Genomic DNA, 19,274 nt, shown 5'->3' with positions numbered 1-19,274 from the left:
CTGAGTTGCGCTAAATACCATTAGTCCAGAATGTATATGCTCCCTATAAGTTTTACATGCGCTTCAGCATAATTCCTAGTTGTAGTGCTATATACAAATTCACTATCACATCATAATCAGCTAAGCTTTTTCCTAATATCTCCTCTATTTTTTTCAACCGGTAACGCAAGGTATTTACGTGAATAAACAAAGCTTTTGCTGCTCTATTTATGTCTCCAGAATAATAAAAGTAGGTATATAACGTTAACAATAAATCAGTTTGATGTTCCTGGTCGTTTACTGCCAGCAGTCCTAACGTATTAGTAAAATAATTAGTAAGCTCCTGATCGCCTTGATGGATCAATAAGCTTATTATCCCAAGATCATCATAGAAAAGAAGCTGCCCATATTTTCTAAGTAATAAGCCAATTTCTATTGTTGTCTTAGCTTCTTGATAAGTTCGATGCAACTGGGAATTAGTCGAATAAAAACAGCCAATGCCGCCGATTAACGAAATATTCAGGAACTCCTTTGTTTTTTTCTGGAGAAAATCAAAAATAGAAACTAAGCAGAACCGAACTGTATGGTCTTTTTCTTTTTCCTTGGGAATAAATAGGATAATTTGATTTTTTCGTTCCTGGCAGATTATTCGCGGCCAGCGTTTTTTAATCCAATACTGCATAAGTGAGTGCCAACGGCTGTCAATAAAAATATCCGTCTGGCCCACCTCGGAAAAAACAGTTGTAACAACCATTAACATATACGGTCGCCCAAAATCTAAGCCCCAGGTATAGCCTCTTTGTACCATAATCTCTTGGTTACTAATATTATTATATAAAATATCTTCCAAGAACTCGTTACGATAGGTTTCTTCTGTTTGCTGTTCCAGTCTTAGGCGCGACAGTTCGATACGCAAAGCAAGGCAAGCAATAGTAATCGAATGTTGAATAAAACTATCTTCCAAATCGTTTGTAAACAATAAAACATACCCATAAATCGGCTTTCCGTCTATCACTTGCAGTATAAATTGCTTATCGCTATCGCCGCAGCGTAAGCTTCCTTGGTAAAAACCATTTATCAGGGAAGATTTATGGAGAAAATCAGGTGGCAAAAACTCATCGGTCACACTTGTTACTGCCTGATTTCCCTTTTTAGCCAGTACCCGATAATTATAATCGCAAACTAACACATCACATTGATTTACTTCATATAAGAAATCAACAATGGCCGTTAGACTTTTTCCGGTTGCCGCTAATAGGAAAAACTTATGCTCCAGCTCTTTAAAATCAGGTTGTTCATTCATTACAACACCACCATGCTTTTGCCTGCTCTTACCAAATATTCGAATACCTTTGGTCATTGCTACAGAATAGTACCGCGGTTTTGTCACTGCGTTTTTTATTGTATGCGCATTACGGATATGCTCTTCAGTGGCATCGACAACCAGCAAAGCCCGTGTGGGGCAATTCATCGCACACACGGGCTGCTTGCCCTGCTCCAGCAAATTAATGCAAAAATCACACTTAACTACCCGCCCCAAATCTAAATTATAGCGTGGTCCTTTAAAGGGGCACGCCTTAACACAAAGATTGCAGGCTTTACAGCGACTGGCAATATGCAGTACTGCGCCAAATTCACCTTTAACATAAGCACGGTTGGGACAAACCCGCATACATTCAGGGTTTTCACAATGGTTGCACCCCATAGAAAGATATTGCAGCACGCCCTCTTGATTCAGCATCTTTTTGACCTTGCGCAGGGGAAAAGGTAAGTTGTGCCTGTCCTTGCAAGCAGCTTCACAGTTCTTGCAACCAATACACAGGTTGGGATTAAATACAAATACTTTATCCATCATTATCCACTCTTATTTAAAATTAACGAGAGCTGCTACATCTACAAATGTATCGTTTAAGGCCAGCCCCTTGTCATTACATTGACAATCTCCCAAATCAGTCGGTTCGGATGGAATGAGCTTATTAATTCCTTCTTCCGTACCTTCTCCCGCATAATAATAAACAACCCCCGGGGCCACTGCATTGCTGATAAAAGCCTTAATTTTTATTTCGCCCAGCTTATTGAATAAAAGGACGTTCTTTCCCGACTGAAGGCCCTTTTCCCGGGCAATTTGCTGATTTACAATTATACAGGCCCGCTCGCCTTCCGCCATATTGCTAAATTGGGAATTTAGCAGGGACGTTACGTGGGGTGTCAATAACCGGTAAGGAAAAGCCTTGGCTGTACTATTGCGGGCTGCTTGCGGGACTGGTAAATTTGCCGTAGAAATCACAAATTTTCCGGATGGGGTTTGAAATTTATTGTTGGTAATATATTGTGGCAACCCCTTATATTCCTTAGGGCCCAGCAAAAGTTCACGATAATCTTTTATCTGTAAAGAATGTAACACGTCCGGTGTAAACACTGCCTGCAACCATTCCTCTTGCGTTTTCACCGGAAAGGAACAAATTCCTGGGGACAGCGCATTGAGGTAAGTGGAAAGTCTGGTTACAATCTCAATATCGGCGAGGCATTGACCTCTAGGTTGTACCGCAGGCTCGCTGATTCCCAGCCAATTGTGCCAGTAACCGGGCACTACATCCCAGTGTTCCAGCCAAGTTGTCGTCGGCAAAAAGATATCTGCCACCCTGGCCGTTTCCGATAAAAATTGCCCGACAACAACCACTAAATCCAGTTTTGTCAGCCGTTGCGCCAGTTTGGTTGTCTCCGATAACTGCACCAAGGGGTTGGAGGCTGCAATAATGGCCGTCCGGATTGGGGGAACAGTCGCTTCCTGTAAAGAATCCGCCAAGCGATACGCCGGAAATTTGCGAATAGCGGCGGCCGAATACATCCAGTCCCACTCTGTGCAAAATAAGTTGCCATAATACGTATTACTGCTATATAAATGCTGATTCTGAATATGACCGGTTAGCGCCGTTAATGCTAAAATTGCCCGGACATTGTTGCCGCCGTTCTTATACCTTTGCATGCCAAGTCCGAGCCAAAGCGCGGCGGAAGGAACGGCGGCATACCTATCGGCTAACCGCTGAATATGCTTATAGGGAACTCCGGTTTCCGCGGCTAGCTCCAGAGGGTTAAGCCGCGTTACATATTCATAAAATTCTTGCCAGCCTTCTACCTTATTCTGCAAAAAGTCCACGTCAATCTGACTCGTTTGGATCAAATGGTAAACCATGGCCAGTGCGAATTCCGCATCGGTGCCCGGTGAAATTTGAATATAGATGTCCGCTTTGGCAGCAGTAACCGTCAAAACCGGATCAATGACAACAATTGTAGCACCGTGCAGGCGTGCCTGTTCCAGATAATGCATCTGATGAATCGATGTCCAGGCCGGGTTTACCCCCCAAAGAAAAATCAATTTCGAGTCAGCCATTTTTTCAGGAGGCGGTGGCGCACAAGGGCCAACTGTATAATAAAAGGCGTCCACGAGGGCATTCCAGCAGACGGTTCCGCTAATTCTGCTGGTACCGCCTGCAAAGCTTCGTGCAAACCAATTCCAGGCTTCGTGAAGGAGGCCAAGATTGCCGGTGTTTTTAATAATGCACAGCGGTAAAAAGGACCCGTAATCATCTGTAAGTTTTATAATATTGCCGGCGATGTGCCCCAACGCTTCTTCCCAGGAAATAACCCGCCAATTCCCCGAACCCCTGGGTATTTGCTGCAGGGGAGAAAGTATCCGGTCCGGATGATAAAAAACATCTAAATAACTTAAGACTTTTTGGCATAAATAGCCACGGGTATAGTGAAGCAGAGGATCACCGCTGATCCTCTGCACTTTGCCATCCTGCACATAAGAAATGATACTGCAATTGCTGTAGCAATTAAAAGGACATACATGTCGATTTTGTTTCATATTTATATTTTACCACATAGGCATTCCGCCGGCATAAAATAAATAACGCCCGATTGTAATGCCGATAATCGCCAAAACAAACCCGGAAGCAAACCATACATTTATGTTTTTAGGCACATTCTGAAGTTTTTTGGCGGTATAAGCGGCGTAACCCGTTCCCATTATTCCCAGCAGCAACAAGCTTTGCCCCAACAGCCATGGGCCCATGCGATCCGTAATAAAACCGGCGCTGAGACTGGAAACTGCATTCAGATACCCCAGATAGGGAACGAAATATGCTAATTGGATTACAAACAGCAAGCCATTGCTAAACACGATAATTTTAACCGGCCGCAGTACCTGATCCTTGGTAAAATCCAACAGCATTACCAAAAAGCTATTGCCCAAGATCAGCATCGCACTAAAAAATGCGATATAGGTATAAAGACTCGTCCAGGCCGGAATGGAGGAATAGTAATAGACATTTCCCGTACTGATAACGGCGCATAACCCCAGAATCGCACCAATCCAACCTAATTTACCAATGGCAGCGGTTTCATCCCGCCGAACTTTCAGCACCATAACAACAACACAAAGTAAAAAAGCACCTAAGAATATGTTTTCCCGGCTAAGCCAGGAGCTTCCAGCATTGGCAAGGGCACGATAGGCGCCAATCGGATCCCCTAAGTGGCTCATGGCAACAAGCATACTGACGGCTGTAATACCGAGAGCCCAGGCATACAGACGTTTTTTATTCCTGGCAATTCTTTCTCCGACAATCTGGGACATGATTAAAATTCCAACAGCAAGCTGTGACAGAACGGTAAATACTACTAATGGCAACTCATTTCCCACGCTCTTCCTCTCCTTTGCAAATTAGTTCTTACCGGCATTTCTGTGAGGGTGGATGACTAGACTAGGCTGCGTAATCCTGGAATCCGGTAATCCTTTTACATCAGCTGTTCCCTGATACTTTTTCTTTAAGTCTTCGATGTCGCCGTAGTCAAGTGCCCGCATTGGACAAGCATCCACGCAAATCGGCTTTTCTCCCTTGGCTAATAAATCCTTGCACAAATCGCATTTTCCCATTTTACCGAGTTTTTTGTTGAACTGCGGGGCATGATACGGGCAGTTCATCTCACAATAACTACAGCCAATGCATTTACTTTGATCGACATAAACAATACCGTCTTCTTCTCTTTTGGTCATAGCGCCGGTAGGGCAGCCTTTCACGCATTTGGGATCTTTACAATGATTGCAGGCCAACGATGTCCAAAATGCATAAATATTATTGGCGTAACCATTGCCATCCTTGACAAAACCGCCCCCCTCAAATTTTTTTACCTTCCGGAAATTCTGGCCAACTTCCAAATTATTTTTATCTTTACAGGCAATTTGACAGGTAAAACAGCCTACACAACGATCTTGTTGAAAATAAAAGCCCATTTGCTTTCCCATATAAACTCCCCCTTACGTTATGCTTTAACCATTTCGACCAAATTGGTATGTTGTGGATTTGCGTGCGCCAAAGGAGTGGCTCGATGATTGGTAAGCACGTTAATACAACCTCGCTGATCGATTCCATTGGCGTCTGGTGTATACCAGGCCCCTTGCGGCACCGAAATAACGCCGGGCATAATGCAGGAAGTAACACGGGCAGGAATAACCATTGTCCCGCGGTCATTAAACACTTTAACCTTATCGCCGTTCTTAATGCCTCTTTTAGCGGCATCCTTCGTATTAAGCCATACTTCCTGTTTAGCCACTTCTTCCATCCAGGGAACATTATCAAATGTTGAATGTACTCTGCGCCGATAATGATGGCCGATACACTGCAGCGGGTATTTTTCGGTCAGCGGATCTTCCGGGCCTTCCCAGGCAGGAACGTATTGCGGAATAGCCGGTATTTCTTTGGGGTTATTCATCGCATAGAGAACAGGCGAAAAAATTTCAATCTTGCCGGACGGCGTCGGAAACTTATGGCCGTCGAAATCCTCGATCTGCTCTTTAAACGCAATAAATTTTTCGGGATAGGTAAAGCGGTAGATACCTTTTGCTTTAAATTCCTCATAATTTGGGAACCCGGGATTTTTCTTCTGAATTTGATCCACAACATGCCGAACCCAGTCTTCCTCACTCTTGCCCTCAGTGAATTCCTTCTTCAGGCCAAGCCGCTCGGCCACCATCGTGATCCATTCATAATCGGATCTTGAACCATAGAGGCTGGCAACCGCCTTGTGCATGTAAATGGTGTAGTCGCCAAAGGCCCAGGTATTGATAACGTCATTACGTTCCAACGGCATGCTGCAGGGAAGCAAAATATCCGCAAATTTCGCACTGGCAGTCATAAAGTTCTCACTGACAACAATGCACTCCACTTTGCTTTCATCCCGCAAGATTTCGGCTGTACGGTTAATATTGCTGTGCTGATTGACCAGCGCATTGCCGGCGATGTTAACGATCATCTTTATGTTGGTTGTTAAGCGGTCAGCGCCTTGCAGACCGTCGGCCTTGGTCATTTCAGTGCCACGCAGTACCGCATCCGTCCAGAGAAAGGTGGGGATGGAGGCCTTTACCGGATTATCGGTTCCCACACCGCCGAATTTTGGTCTGCGGCCATATCCCGGCCAGCCCATGGCTCCCGCCGATCCGCCGCTTTTGCCAATATTGCCGGTCATCGCCGCCAGTACGGCCATACCGCGCGAAATGAGTTCCCCATAAGCATGTCTTTGCGGTCCATAGCCGGCCAGAATTGCCGCCGGCTTGGTCATGGCATATTCTCTGGCCAATTGCAGAATCGTAGAGGCCGGAATACCGGTAATTGCTTCCGCCCATTCCGGTGTTTTCGGAGTATGCTCTTCTCCCAGTCCCAAAACATACGACCGGTAGGAACTGTTGGGCGGCGCGTCCGCCGGCAGGTGTGCTTCGTCAAAACCGAGACAATACTTGTCTAAGAAGGCTTGATCGTAGAGATTGGAGGTAATCATTACGTATGCCATGGCGTCCATCAGGGCATTATCTGTTGTCGGCCTTATCGGTATCCATTGATCGGCAAAGGCGATGGTAGTGTCGCTATACCGCGGGTCAATCACAATGATTTTGGCTCCCCGGTCTTTGGCCAGACGCAAATAATACATGGTATTTGTTCCAAAAATCGTTTCAGCCGGATTGTGGCCCCAAAGAATGATCAGCTTGGAATTAACGTAATCTTCACGGCTGTTGGCCGTAATTTCGGTTCCATAGATCGATTTAAGGCCCCAGGTATGGCAGGAATTACTATAATTGTTATAGTAGTTTAGGTAACCGCCGTTCAAAGCCAGTAACCGGCACATAAAATCAGCTCCGGCTAAAGCTCCGTCATGACCGGTAGCATAAGGCACATAAAAGGCTTCCGGCCCATACTTTTCTTTAATTCTTGTGATATTATCCGTGATGATATCTGCGGCTTCTTCCCAACTGATTTTTTCAAACTTGCCTTCCCCGCGCTTGCCAACCCGTTTCATCGGGTACTTTAAACGATCGGGATGATACATCCGGTTGCGATAAGCCCGGCAGCGCAGACAGGCTTTTAGTGCCGGTTCATCGGGAGAATCCGGTAAAGGATCGGTTGTAATTCTGGTTACGGCTCCGTCGGAAACATGCGCGGTTATTAAACACCGTCCGCCACAATTATGCCCGCCGGCAGTTGTGACAAGTTGCTCCTCATTCGCTGCTGCTTCGACTTCAGACAACAAGCTGTTTTTCGCTTGTTGAAAAAGCAGTCCTGAGCTGGTTGCCGTGGCCCCCAGGGCCATAGACAATTTCAAAAACGCGCGACGACTTAATTTCATCTTAACACCGCCTAAAAAAAATATATTTATGCAGTTATTTTTACATAACAGGTTCAATAATTTTGCATTCTTTACCTTTAGTCAAAATTACAAAAAGGAGAGGGTCTTTTTTGTAGCTACTTACAAGCAAAAACCGTCGTTCTGTTAACAGAACGACGGTTTTTGCCATTGGTTAGAAGGTTAACTTTTGCACTGGGAATTGATCCGCGCGAAAAAAATTGACGACCTTGCCGGTTCAAAGGTGGCTGCTACACTTATGCCCAAAATATTTGATCCCGGTGCTGATAGCAGTCAAGGCATATTGTATTTTCTCCTATTGGTTGGAACGGCTGCTTACATTGTTCACACAGCGGCAGGGGTATCGTATGCTCAGAAATTCGGTCACCATCAGCTTCCGCAATCTGGATCGCCTTCCTCGGGCAGTTTTGTTGGCAAACGCCACAATTATAACACAATGCCGCATCATATTTTAACACATAATGATTGTGATGCAGCTTGGCCTGCAGCGCCTGTTGCGGACAAATTTTGGCACATAACCCGCAGGCGTTGCAATCTTGTCCTATTGTTAAGGTGTAGAACAATGTATTATTCTGCGTAGTGTCCATTTTATCCAATTGTTGTTTTATGTATCCTTCAGGACAATAGGCAACCACCACGTCTTCATTGCTACTTACGATTGTTTCAGCGGTAATCACTGCCGCTTTCATAAACTGCTTAAAAAAATCTCTGCGGCTTATTTTTGCCGTCTGCTCTGGAACTGTATCACATTCGTTATCGCTGCCGCCGCTTACCAATCTTTTACCTTCTTGCCGCAAAACGTCATTGCACACTCGAACAATATGGTGGAGTTGTTGACTTACTGCCAGGTTACAGTCTTTACAGTGATGTAAATTCAGGACTACCCGATGTTCTTGCGCTATTGCCCAGAGAATCCGGGTATCTAAAAACCCCAAACAGGGAAAACCACTCCTTTTATCCTGCATTTGACAGTTTAATACAACGATTTCCTTTGCACAAACAGCCACTAATTCCTGTTGATAGGAAACAGTAGTCTCAATAGCATGAACAGGACAAACAGCCAAACAAAGACCGCATTCATTGCATTTGCTCAAGTCAATATGACGGTTGGCAATGGCCTGTTGAGGACAATTTTGTTGACAGGTATGACACTGCATATTTTTGTAGTGGCTGACACAACGATTATGATTGATGCAAAAAGTACCCATTTTGTAAAACTCCTTCTAAATAGACCAAATCGGCTTCCAGCCATCCTAGTGTAATATTGGCCAATTGGTAAAAGAATTTGCCACTGGCGTTTTTTTGCAAATCATTACAAAACGCGGGCACCCATTGCATAATATGTTCAGTCAGGAATGTTTTTTGCCCTGTTACTTCCTGTACGACAGATTGGTGATTTGTCAACTTCAGGATCGTTTGTTCAATAAGCTTAGCCATAAAGAACAGCTCTAAGCCAATATGATCATCAGGCTCATTCTCACCTGTACTGCAGGCAATACCAAAAGTACGGTAAAATTCCTTCACCTTGAATGTTGGTTCACCAAATAAAAGATGTTCTCTTGTCAAATAAACCGACTCCCAGGGTGGCGCTGCTAAATGATCAGGGCCAATAAACAATGTCATATATTCACTGTTTAAATCACGTACATACTCGTGGTTTTGCATGTTGCTGCTAACTTCATGCTGAAGAGCCAGGATTCCCTGCCGCCATTGTGCGTGGTCAACAAGTTGCGCCAATTCTTCCATAGCTTCCTTATCGGCTAAAAAGTTTAATGTTTCGGCTACTATCCCCTGTTTGTAAATTTTCCCCAACAAATTATAGATTAAAAACCGTTCTTCCAGCTTATTTTTATCCATGAGAATTTCCCCCATTTTTAGGCATGTTCTTGCTATTTCGCTAAATTTATTATTTTTACCTTTGGAAGAAAATCCAAAAAAATTCATCTAATTTAGAGAAATTACTAATTGGGGAATAGAGATTATCAGAAATCAATGGTTATATTCATTCAATATTTTATTGCGCCAATTTTTTATAGCCTTCTAGCTTCTCCAAAGCATCTTTAGCCGTTTTATCAAAAAATTGTTCTGCGGTATCAGGGAATTGTGTTTTCAGGGAGGAGTATCTCACTTCACCCAGCAAAAATTTTTTAAAGTCACCTGCCGGTTCCTTAGAATCAAGTATAAATGGATTTTTCCCCTGTTCTTTCAGGGATGGATTAAACCGATACAATCCCCAGTAACCGGCTTCTACTGCTTTCTTCGTTTCCGCCTGGCTTGCTCCCATGCCAGCTTTAATGCCATGATTAATGCAGGGTGCATAAGCAATAATTAGCGCCGGGCCAGGATATGCTTCTGCTTCCATAAGCGCTTTTACTGTCTGATTTTTATCGGCACCCATAGCAATTTGCGCTACATACACATAGCCATAACTCATAGCGATCATACCTAAATCTTTTTTCTTCATTTGTTTTCCACCGGCAGCGAATTTAGCCACTGCGGCTGCCGGTGTTGCTTTCGACGACTGACCGCCCGTATTGGAGTACACCTCGGTGTCAAATACCAATACATTAACATTTTCTCCGGAAGCAAGGACGTGATCCAAGCCACCGAAACCGATATCATAGGCCCAGCCGTCACCGCCAAGTATCCACTGTGACCTTTTTACCAAAAAGTCACGGTTTTTGTAAATCTCATTCAATAGCGGCTGTTTCTCTTGTTCCGGCGCTAGCAGACCGATCAATTTATCTGCTCTTTCCCTAGTGCCTTCACTACTCTCTTTATTTTTCAGCCATTCGTCCAACGCTGCCTTTAACTTATCATTAACATTCAATGTAACAGCAGCGGCAATATCCATTGCTAGTTTTTCTCTAATTTGTTCTACACCTAGCAGCATACCTAAACCAAATTCGGCATTATCTTCGAACAGCGAGTTAGCCCATGCCGGACCATGTCCTTTTTCATTTGTCGTATATGGCATTGAGGGAACACTGCCTGCCCAAACTGAAGAACAGCCGGTAGCATTAGCAACCATCATCCTGTCACCGAATAACTGAGTTACAAGTTTAGCATATGGCGTTTCGCCACAGCCTGCACATGAACCCGAAAACTCCAACAGAGGCTGTTCAAATTGACTTCCCTTTACCGTAAACTTACTCATCGGATTAGTCTTTGGTGATACTTTCATTGCATAGTCCCACAAAGCAGCCTGCTGTAATTCATCAGCCAGCGGCTTCATTTCCAAAGCCTTTTCTGTAGCCGGACAAACTTGTGCACAATTTCCGCAGCCTGTACAATCAAGCGGGCTAACCGCTATACGAAAATTCAACCCTTTGGCACCGACAGCGGGTTTAGCTGTAAATCCAGCCGGTGCCGCTTGCATCTCACTATCATCTAGCAATACAGGCCGAATGGCAGCATGTGGGCAAACATACGAGCATTGGTTGCATTGAATACAGGTATCTCTTTTCCAAGAAGGAACATGTATCGCAATACCCCGTTTTTCATAAGCTGAAGTTCCTAACGGGAAAGCACCTTCTTCTCGTCCCAAAAAGGCACTGACCGGCAAACTGTCTCCCTCTTGACGATTTATAGGAATTAGGATATTTTTAATAAAATCCGGTACTGCCTGAGGTGCAGCCGGCTTGTCCTCAGCATGCTGCCAAGACGGAGGTATATTGATTGTAACTAAGGCTTCCACACCTTTATCAATGGCAGCGTTATTCATATTAACAATTTTTTCGCCTTTACGCCCATAGGATGTCACAACTGCCTCTTTCAAATACCGCACGGCTTCCTCGAGCGGAATAATATTGGCAATCTTAAAGAAAGCAGATTGCATAATCATATTAATCCTGCCACCAAGGCCGATTTCTTGTGCAATGCCTACCGCGTCTATTGTATAGAAATTAATGTGATTAGCAAAAATATAGCATTTCATCGCTGCCGGCAGATATTTTTCTAAGTCTTCTGCATGCCAAATACAATTTAACAGAAAGCTGCCGCCTGGCTTCAAACCTACCAACAGATTATATTTATCTACATAAGACTGATTATGACAAGCGATAAAATCCGCCTTATTGATGAGATAAGGAGATTTAATTGGCTGTTTGCCAAACCGTAGATGAGAAATGGTAACCCCGCCTGATTTTTTAGAATCATAGGAAAAATAGGCTTGCGCATACATGTCGGTATGATCACCAATAATTTTTATGGCACTCTTGTTAGCACCGACCGTCCCATCGGCACCCAGTCCCCAAAACTTACAAGCTACAGTTCCTGCCGGAGTCGTATTAATATCTTCACCTAGTGGCAGTGATGTGTTCGTTACATCGTCGATAATGCCAATCGTAAAATTATCTTGCGGCTGTTCTTGTTTCAGATTATCATACACCGTTTGAATGTGTCCGGGAATAACATCTTTACCGCCAACCCCACAGCGTCCGCCCACGATAAGCGGTTGAAATGTTCTACCGTTAAAAGCAGCCTTCACATCAAGATACAACGGCTCCGCCATGGCACCCAACTCTTTTGTTCTGTCCAATACCGCAATTTTTTTTACTGTCTGCGGAATATATTGAAAGAAATGCTCCAGGGAAAAAGGCCGATATAAATGCACTGTTAGTAACCCGACTTTTTCACCCTGATGATTCAAATAATCGACTGTTTCTTCAATTGTCTCGCATACCGATCCCATGGCAATAATCATTCTGTCGGCATCCGGTGCTCCGTAGTAATTAAATAAATGATATTCCCTGCCGGTTAACTCGGTCACTTTCGCCATATACTCTTCCACTATTGCCGGTAAATTCTGATAAAAACGGTTGGAAACTTCCCGTTGCTGAAAATAGACATCAGAGTTCTCCAGCGTACCTTTTATAGCAGGATGATCAGGATTTAAGCCGCTTCTTCTAAATGCGTCCACCGACTTCCAGTCAACCAATTTCGCCAGTTCATCATATTCGTATACTTCAATTTTTTGCACTTCATGAGAAGTTCTAAATCCATCAAAGAAATTAAGAAATGGAACCCGGCCTTTAATCGCTGATAAGTGCGCCACTGCCGCCAAATCCATAACTTGCTGCACACTGCTTTCTGCCAATAACGCGAATCCGGTCTGCCTGGTGGCCATAACATCCTGATGGTCGCCGAAAATGCATAACGTATTAGCCCCTAGTGCCCGGGAACTTACATGAAATACACCGGGCAAGAGCTCACCGGCAATCTTATACATATTAGGAATCATTAATAGCAATCCCTGTGAAGCCGTATACGTAGTTGTTAACGCACCCGCTTGCAGCGAACCGTGTACTGCGCCGGCAGCACCGCCTTCTGATTGCATCTCCATAATGCGTACGGTTTGTCCAAAAATATTCTTTCTTCCCTGCGTCGTCCATTCATCAACATGTTCCGCCATTGTTGACGATGGCGTAATCGGATAAATAGCCGCCACATCGGTAAAGGCGTAAGAAACATATGCCGCTGCCGTATTGCCGTCCATTGTCTTCCTATTTCTTGCCATATAAATTTCCTTCTTCCCCCATTAAAATTAAATTTTATTTTACTATTAAATCAAGAGCCTGTTTTAAATCAGCTATTATATCTTCTACATTCTCTAGACCAACAGATAATCTTACAAGACCATCACTGATTCCAGCAGCATGTCTTTCTTCTGGTGAATAGGGTGAATGCGTCATAGAAGCAGGATGCTCGATAAGCGTTTCAGCATCGCCTAAACTTACTGCCAGTGTAGCTAACTTTAAACTGTTCATAACTAATGCACCTTCTGCTACACCACCTTTTAATTCAAAGGAAATCATAGCACCTGGAAATTTCATTTGCGATTTAGCAAGTTCATGATATTCGGAACTTTCAAGACCAGGATAGTATACTTTGGAAACAGCAGGATGGGATTCTAAAAATTCAGCAACTTTCATAGCATTTTCACAATGTTTTGCCATTCTTAGCGGTAAAGTTTTCATTCCCCTTATAATGAGGTATGCATTAAAAGGACTAAGTACTGCACCCGTCATATCTTTCACTCCAAAAAATTTAACTTGATCTATAAATTCTTTTTTACCAACTACAAATCCGGCGATCACATCTCCGTGTCCATTTAAGTATTTAGTTGCTGAATAAACAACTACATCAGCACCTAATTCTAGAGGCTTTTGGATATAAGAAGTGCAGAACGTATTGTCTACAAATACAAGGCAGTCCTTGCCGTTTTCATGAGCTACCGTAGATATTTTTTTAATATCATTAACTTTTAATGTTGGGTTTGCCGGAGTCTCAAGATAAACAACCTTTGTGTTTGGTTTTAAAGCTTTTTTTATATCTTCAATGTTTGTTGCATCAACAAATGTTACATCAATACCGAATCTGGTAAGACCATGATTTAACAGCGCGAAAGTGCATCCATATAAAGTATCTGATGCAACTACATGATCACCGGCTTTAAGTGCAGACCAAAGGGCGGCAGAAATTGCGCCTATACCAGATGCAGTAGCTACAGCAGCTTCGCCTCCCTCAAGTAACGCTATTTTATCTTCAGCTTCTGAACAAGTTGGATTTCCCAGTCTAGAATATATATAGCCACTTTCTTCACCAGCAAATCTTTTTCCACCTTGTTCTGCTGAGTCAAATATGAAAGTTGCTGTTTGATATATTGGCGTTGCTAAAGAACCAAATTGTTTATCACCAACATGACCTCCATGTATTGCTAATGTGCTAAAGCCGATTTCCTTACTTTTCATAAAGGTAAGCCTCCTAAATTTTTTATTTACAGCAGAAGTATAGTGCAAATTTTATGCCAATTGCTACAGCCTAGTATTTGCAATGGGGTGTAAATGTTTTCAACCGTTTTTCAAAAAAAAATGTAAAATTTTATTTACACGCGTAAATAAAATTTTACATTTTTTTTAAAAACTTGCATATGAACTTGTCCATAAATTAGTGAAAGTTTATTCCATACTTGTTCAATTTATTTATTATAGTAGTATGAGATACCCCAAGAGCTTTTGCAGCATTTCTACAGCTTTTACAATTTTGTATAGCAGAAATGAGAGCTTTTTTTTCAGCAGCTTCTACTACATCTTTTAGTTTAAAATTAAATTCATGATTTTTTGAATCTATTTCATAGTTTGTAGTTTTTTGAAAATCCATGATCAAATTTTCTCTTTTAAGAAAAGATCCATGACACAAATTCATAGCTCTTTCTACAACATTTTTTAATTCACGGATGTTGCCAGGCCAATTAAATTTTACAAGTTCTTCGATAAACTCCATTTCAGCACCTTTGATATTTCTGCCCATTTGTTTATTCAGTATTTTTATAAAATAGTTAACTAACATAGATATATCTTCAATTCTATCTCTAAGACTGGGAATATATATAGGTATTACATTTAGTCTATAATATAAATCCTCTCTAAAAGTATTGTTTTTAATCATATCTTCTAAATTTCTGTTAGTTGCGGCAATGATCCTTACATCTACTTTTTCTTCTACACTACTCCCTATCTTTCTTATAGTTCCTTCCTGTAAAACCCTTAAAAGCTTTGCCTGTAGAGGAAGAGACAGTTCTCCTATTTCATCTAAAAATAAAGTGCCGTTATCTGCCGCTTTAAATAAACCGGTTTTACCGTTTTTTGTTGCACCAGTAAAACTTCCTTTCACATATCCAAAAAGTTCACTTTCTATAAGATTATCTGGAAGAGCAGCACAATTTATAGCTATAAAATTTTTATCGGCTCTTGCGCTTAATTTATGAATAGCGCTTGCAAATAGTTCCTTGCCTGTGCCGCTTTCACCGCGAAGAAGTATAGTGGAATTGCTTTTTGCCACAGCTATACATATTTCTTTAGTCTTTGTAATAGAAGAACTATTGCCTATAATATTCTTGAATACAAATTCTTCTTTTGAAGTAATGGCATTTGACATTTCTATGGCTTCATCAATGTCTTTAAGTGAAGCAACAGCTGCTATTGTTTTTCCTTTATCATCTTTTACAGAACGTCCTGAAGTAATATAGTGAAAACTATTCTTAGCGTTTTTGGTAAAGACTTCAATATTGTCATAGTTTTCACCAGTTTTCAGGAGGTTAATAATAGGACCACCGAAGCCTAAAAGTTCTTTTATATTTTTCCCCACGATATTTTCTTTTTTTATATGGAATATTTTTTCGCAATAATTATTAAAAAGTTCGACTTCGCCATTATGATTTATAGCCAATATCCCATCTTGTACAGCATCTATAATAGCACGAAGTCTCCTTTCATTTTTTTCATAAGAAAGTAATTCAATTTCCTGAACTTTTAAAACACCATTTATACTAAGTAGATTTTTTATAATATGTAATTTTTTTCCTTCTTCTTCTAAAGTTTCTACCTTTACATATACTTTGTTGGGAAAGACTTCAAGAGAATGAATACTTATGTTGTTTACATAAACTTTTTTCAAAATATCTAAAACCATTCCCATGCGATCACATGAGATTATTTCAAGTCGTAAGTAAGTTTTCATAAATATCAATATCACTTTCCTTTTTAATACACTAGTAAAAGTCTAAATCACTCGCTCATAAAAAAATCCAGCCAGTATCGCTAAAAAAATGAACGCTTTTCATGCACAATTTATCCTCGTGGGACAATTCCAGGATATCATAGTGCTGGCAATTTACTAGCGAATTTGTCTTTTGAGACTTCATTTTTATAATAGCATTTAAAGTAATCGTTTCAAATAAAAATTTTTTTGCTATTTGGCTTTAGGAACCACTTCGCCTACAGCCGCCAACAGACGCCATTCAGCTCTTGCAACCAGTTTTACTCCATCTAAAACCCGACTTTTAAGCCATTTTAAAGAACTTTGTCCAACTGGCTTTGTCTTTTTTCAATTTCTTCGACAACGCCCAAATCTTACAGATAACTATCTTCATTTGAGTTTTTGTAAAAAAACATTTACAATTGTAAATGTTTTTTTACGCTTAAATTGACAAAATGGTTTAAAAAGTTTACATTTTTAGATTATTTTAGTAAAATTCAAGTTATTGCAACTTTTAAATATTTTGGCATAATAAATGCATATTTAAATATTTTGAAATTTATATAAAATCATTGGAGGAGGTCTTCAGATTAATGAATGAAAAAAAAGGCAATGTGACAGCCTTACTACCGTTAGTTGTATTTATGGTGCTATTTCTTGGTGTTTCAATTGTAATGAAAGATTTTTATAAAATGCCCGTAGTTGTAGCTTTAATAATTGCATCCACCATAGCTATACTTCAAAACAAAAAAATCCCTATAGATTTAAAAGTTGAACGATTTTGTAAAGGTGCTGGCGATTCTAGTATCATACTGATGTGTTTAATTTTTATTTTAGCAGGCGCTTTTGCTGAAGTCAGCAAAGCTATGGGAGCGGTAGATTCTACTGTAAATTTAGGACTAGCTATTTTTCCACATAGCTTTATAGTAGCTGGTATATTTGTAATTGGTTCTTTTCTATCCATGTCACTTGGAACTTCTGTTGGAACAATAGTAACGCTAGCACCTATTGCAGTTGGCATAGCAGAAAAAACAGGTTTGCCTGTAGAATTTTTAATTGCTGCTGTAGTTAGTGGGGCTATGTTTGGTGATGGTCTCTCTATGATCTCAAATTCCACTGTAGCTGCTACTAAAACTCAAGATTGCGAAATGGTTGATAAATTTAAAGCTAATTTAAAGATAGTATCTCCTGCAGCTATTATAACATTACTTATATATGCCATTTTAACTTTAGGCATGGAAATCAATTCCACAGGAGCTTATGACTATCAATTTATCAAAATATTACCTTACATAGCTGTACTTGCAGTAGCTTTAACAGGCCTGAACGTAGTCTTAGTATTAGTTGGCGGTATTGTGTTAGCAGCTATAATAGGTATTATTTATGGTTCCTTTGATATATTTACGGTATTTCAACTTTGTTTAAAGGGTATTGCAGGTATGGAGGACATATCTATCATATCCATACTAATTGGTGGTATTGGTGAATTAATAAAATTCAATGGCGGTATAGATTTTTTATTGAATGCAATACAAAAAAGGATCCGTTCCAAGAAAGGTGCTGAATTTGGTATTGGTATATTAGTTAGCTTAGTAGATTTATGTACTGCTAATAACACAGTTTCTATAATTATAGTTGGTTCACTAGCTAAAGATTTATCTGAAAACTATGGTGTAGATAGAAGAAAAACTGCCAGCCTTTTAGATACCTTTGCTTGCTTTATACAAGGATGTATACCTTATGGTGCCCAGCTTTTAGTTGCTTCTAGTCTTGCAGCAATTTCACCATTTTTAATAATGAAATACCTTTGCTATCCATATCTTTTAGGTGCGGCATCAGTAATAGCTATAATATTTAGCATACCAACGTTTAAAACTCCAGCTAAAGGTGCATTAAAACTGGAAGATGATAGAAGTTATACTAATGCTTAAAAAGTACATAACCTTTTATCGTTCATCAAAGATAATTTATAAACATTATTCAGCAAAAAGAGACAAATTCCTTTATATTTTTTTGGTTCCTGGAAGAAGGTACCAGGCGTACCTGGTACACCACGATTCCCGACAGTGTTTTTATTACCCTTGGGAGAGCCGCGGCCTTTTGCATTTATGTTACCTTGTGGAGCACCTCTTTTTTTGGTAACATTACCGTTCAAACTGCCTTTTTGATTGGTAAAGTTACCAATCACTTTTTATCGAACATTTGTTTGTTTTGTTTATTGTCGGCACCCTCAACCATCTTGTAAAATGATTGTATGATAGTAGCTTAAAGCAACCGTGTCCACGGCGTCTCCTACTATCTCCTGCCGGGAGTGCCCGAAGTAGGACGGATGTTTGCGCACCCGTCCTTTATCATTTATTATGAAATACTATTATTTAGGCATTAACTATATGTAAAATGCAGATAATATGGTATAAAATACAAGGAGCGATTATATGAGTAATCAAGTTATTGTATGGTCTATGTTAATTCCGCCATGGCTAACACTTTTCTTTATGAAACGACAAGAAATTAAAAAATGGATGCCTGCAGCTTTGTTCGTAATGGTAACAACTACGATAATTCACGAAGTAGGTATCACTTGGGGGATCTGGGAAACACATGAAAATGCTTATCCTCTTGGTCATATGATTAGTTTTACTTATGGTGCATTACCTATTGGAGCAATGTGGATTCTTAAATATACATATGGTCGGTTTTGGTTATATGCGGCTGTCCAATTAGTTGGTAGTGCAATTCTTGTCTTTATAGTTCAACCTTGGTTACATGTAAGAGGGATATTCGTATACGTTGACCAAAATAATGCCTTAGCAGGCATAGGAGCATTTTCAACAACTCTTGTGCATCTTTTATTAGTTTATCTTTACCAAATGTGGCAAGATGAAGGATTAGTTCTACCTAAACGAAACAGTTCTCCTGCAGGGCTGCAACCTGCAGCAGCAAAACCAGTTCCAGATGATAATCCGGATGAATAACCTCACCTTTCACTTCGTACTCTTTTGATTTGAAAACTCTTCCCAGCGCCGAATGATAACATCACAATACACCGATCCAACTCC

Annotated in this window: 13 protein-coding genes; 2 read left to right on the top strand and 11 right to left on the bottom strand. The window is 40.9% G+C overall.

Features of this window, described 5'->3' with window-relative positions:
* Positions 1 to 52 precede the first annotated feature (52 nt).
* The 10 genes from BLR65_RS06135 to BLR65_RS06090 all read right to left on the bottom strand — a co-directional run bounded on the left by BLR65_RS06135 (position 53) and on the right by BLR65_RS06090 (position 16,197).
* Positions 53 to 1,834: a helix-turn-helix domain-containing protein gene (locus tag BLR65_RS06135; protein WP_093793311.1), complete on the bottom strand. Its 1,782-nt coding sequence runs from the start codon at positions 1,832 to 1,834 to the stop codon at positions 53 to 55.
* A gap of 9 nt (positions 1,835 to 1,843) precedes the next feature.
* Positions 1,844 to 3,850, bottom strand: coding sequence for a molybdopterin-dependent oxidoreductase (locus tag BLR65_RS06130; protein WP_093793310.1), 2,007 nt, complete (start codon positions 3,848 to 3,850; stop codon positions 1,844 to 1,846).
* 9 nt (positions 3,851 to 3,859) lie between these two features.
* On the bottom strand, positions 3,860 to 4,684 hold the full coding sequence (locus BLR65_RS06125) for a dimethyl sulfoxide reductase anchor subunit family protein (RefSeq protein WP_093793309.1): 825 nt from the start codon (positions 4,682 to 4,684) through the stop codon (positions 3,860 to 3,862).
* Positions 4,685 to 4,705: 21 nt separating this feature from the next.
* Entirely contained in the window at positions 4,706 to 5,287 is a 582-nt protein-coding gene (locus BLR65_RS06120) for a DMSO/selenate family reductase complex B subunit (protein WP_093793308.1), read from the bottom strand.
* Between the two features lie 17 nt (positions 5,288 to 5,304).
* On the bottom strand, positions 5,305 to 7,659 hold the full coding sequence (locus BLR65_RS06115; protein WP_093793307.1) for a DMSO/selenate family reductase complex A subunit: 2,355 nt from the start codon (positions 7,657 to 7,659) through the stop codon (positions 5,305 to 5,307).
* A 254-nt stretch (positions 7,660 to 7,913) separates the two neighbouring features.
* Positions 7,914 to 8,885, bottom strand: coding sequence for a 4Fe-4S binding protein (locus BLR65_RS06110; RefSeq protein WP_093793306.1), 972 nt, complete (start codon positions 8,883 to 8,885; stop codon positions 7,914 to 7,916).
* Entirely contained in the window at positions 8,860 to 9,534 is a 675-nt protein-coding gene (locus tag BLR65_RS06105) for a TorD/DmsD family molecular chaperone (protein WP_169716987.1), read from the bottom strand. The genes BLR65_RS06110 and BLR65_RS06105 overlap by 26 nt, the downstream gene beginning before the upstream one ends.
* A 157-nt stretch (positions 9,535 to 9,691) precedes the next feature.
* The gene (nifJ, locus tag BLR65_RS06100; protein ID WP_093793304.1) at positions 9,692 to 13,195 is read right to left on the bottom strand and encodes a pyruvate:ferredoxin (flavodoxin) oxidoreductase; all 3,504 of its coding nucleotides are present in this window, start codon (positions 13,193 to 13,195) and stop codon (positions 9,692 to 9,694) included.
* A gap of 34 nt (positions 13,196 to 13,229) precedes the next feature.
* Positions 13,230 to 14,429, bottom strand: coding sequence for a methionine gamma-lyase (megL, locus tag BLR65_RS06095; protein ID WP_093793303.1), 1,200 nt, complete (start codon positions 14,427 to 14,429; stop codon positions 13,230 to 13,232).
* Positions 14,430 to 14,625: 196 nt separating this feature from the next.
* Positions 14,626 to 16,197 carry a sigma 54-interacting transcriptional regulator gene (locus BLR65_RS06090; protein WP_093793328.1) on the bottom strand — a complete coding sequence of 524 codons (1,572 nt, stop codon included), beginning with the start codon at positions 16,195 to 16,197 and terminating at the stop codon, positions 14,626 to 14,628.
* Between the two features lie 611 nt (positions 16,198 to 16,808).
* Between BLR65_RS06090 and BLR65_RS06085 the strand changes: the two genes are divergently transcribed.
* The gene (locus tag BLR65_RS06085; RefSeq protein ID WP_093793302.1) at positions 16,809 to 18,146 is read left to right on the top strand and encodes a Na+/H+ antiporter NhaC family protein; all 1,338 of its coding nucleotides are present in this window, start codon (positions 16,809 to 16,811) and stop codon (positions 18,144 to 18,146) included.
* Here BLR65_RS06085 and BLR65_RS29545 read toward each other — a convergent pair.
* Positions 18,143 to 18,403: a hypothetical protein gene (locus BLR65_RS29545; protein WP_176772700.1), complete on the bottom strand. Its 261-nt coding sequence runs from the start codon at positions 18,401 to 18,403 to the stop codon at positions 18,143 to 18,145. The two genes, BLR65_RS06085 and BLR65_RS29545, sit on opposite strands and share 4 nt — an antisense overlap.
* Positions 18,404 to 18,650: 247 nt before the next feature.
* On the opposite strand from BLR65_RS29545, the gene BLR65_RS06080 reads away from it, so the two are divergent.
* Entirely contained in the window at positions 18,651 to 19,190 is a 540-nt protein-coding gene (locus tag BLR65_RS06080; protein WP_245692496.1) for a hypothetical protein, read from the top strand.
* Positions 19,191 to 19,274 lie beyond the last annotated feature (84 nt).

Origin of the sequence: Sporomusa acidovorans (assembly GCF_900101845.1) — a bacterium.
Classification (GTDB): Bacteria; Bacillota; Negativicutes; order Sporomusales; family Sporomusaceae; genus Sporomusa; species Sporomusa acidovorans.
Note: the sequence above shows the minus strand (reverse complement) of the source record. Positions and strands in the feature narration are given on the sequence as shown.

Excerpts from the sequence above, each read along its gene's own strand:
- BLR65_RS06135 (WP_093793311.1), bottom strand. The coding sequence starts at position 1,834 with ATGATGGATAAAGTATTTGTATTTAATCCCAACCTGTGTATTGGTTGC.
- BLR65_RS06130 (WP_093793310.1), bottom strand. The coding sequence starts at position 3,850 with ATGAAACAAAATCGACATGTATGTCCTTTTAATTGCTACAGCAATTGC.
- BLR65_RS06120 (WP_093793308.1), bottom strand. The coding sequence starts at position 5,287 with ATGGGAAAGCAAATGGGCTTTTATTTTCAACAAGATCGTTGTGTAGGC.
- BLR65_RS06115 (WP_093793307.1), bottom strand. The coding sequence starts at position 7,659 with ATGAAATTAAGTCGTCGCGCGTTTTTGAAATTGTCTATGGCCCTGGGG.
- BLR65_RS06110 (WP_093793306.1), bottom strand. The coding sequence starts at position 8,885 with ATGGGTACTTTTTGCATCAATCATAATCGTTGTGTCAGCCACTACAAA.
- BLR65_RS06105 (WP_169716987.1), bottom strand. The coding sequence starts at position 9,534 with ATGGATAAAAATAAGCTGGAAGAACGGTTTTTAATCTATAATTTGTTG.
- nifJ (WP_093793304.1), bottom strand. The coding sequence starts at position 13,195 with ATGGCAAGAAATAGGAAGACAATGGACGGCAATACGGCAGCGGCATAT.
- megL (WP_093793303.1), bottom strand. The coding sequence starts at position 14,429 with ATGAAAAGTAAGGAAATCGGCTTTAGCACATTAGCAATACATGGAGGT.
- BLR65_RS06090 (WP_093793328.1), bottom strand. The coding sequence starts at position 16,197 with ATGAAAACTTACTTACGACTTGAAATAATCTCATGTGATCGCATGGGA.
- BLR65_RS06085 (WP_093793302.1), top strand. The coding sequence starts at position 16,809 with ATGAATGAAAAAAAAGGCAATGTGACAGCCTTACTACCGTTAGTTGTA.
- BLR65_RS06080 (WP_245692496.1), top strand. The coding sequence starts at position 18,651 with ATGAGTAATCAAGTTATTGTATGGTCTATGTTAATTCCGCCATGGCTA.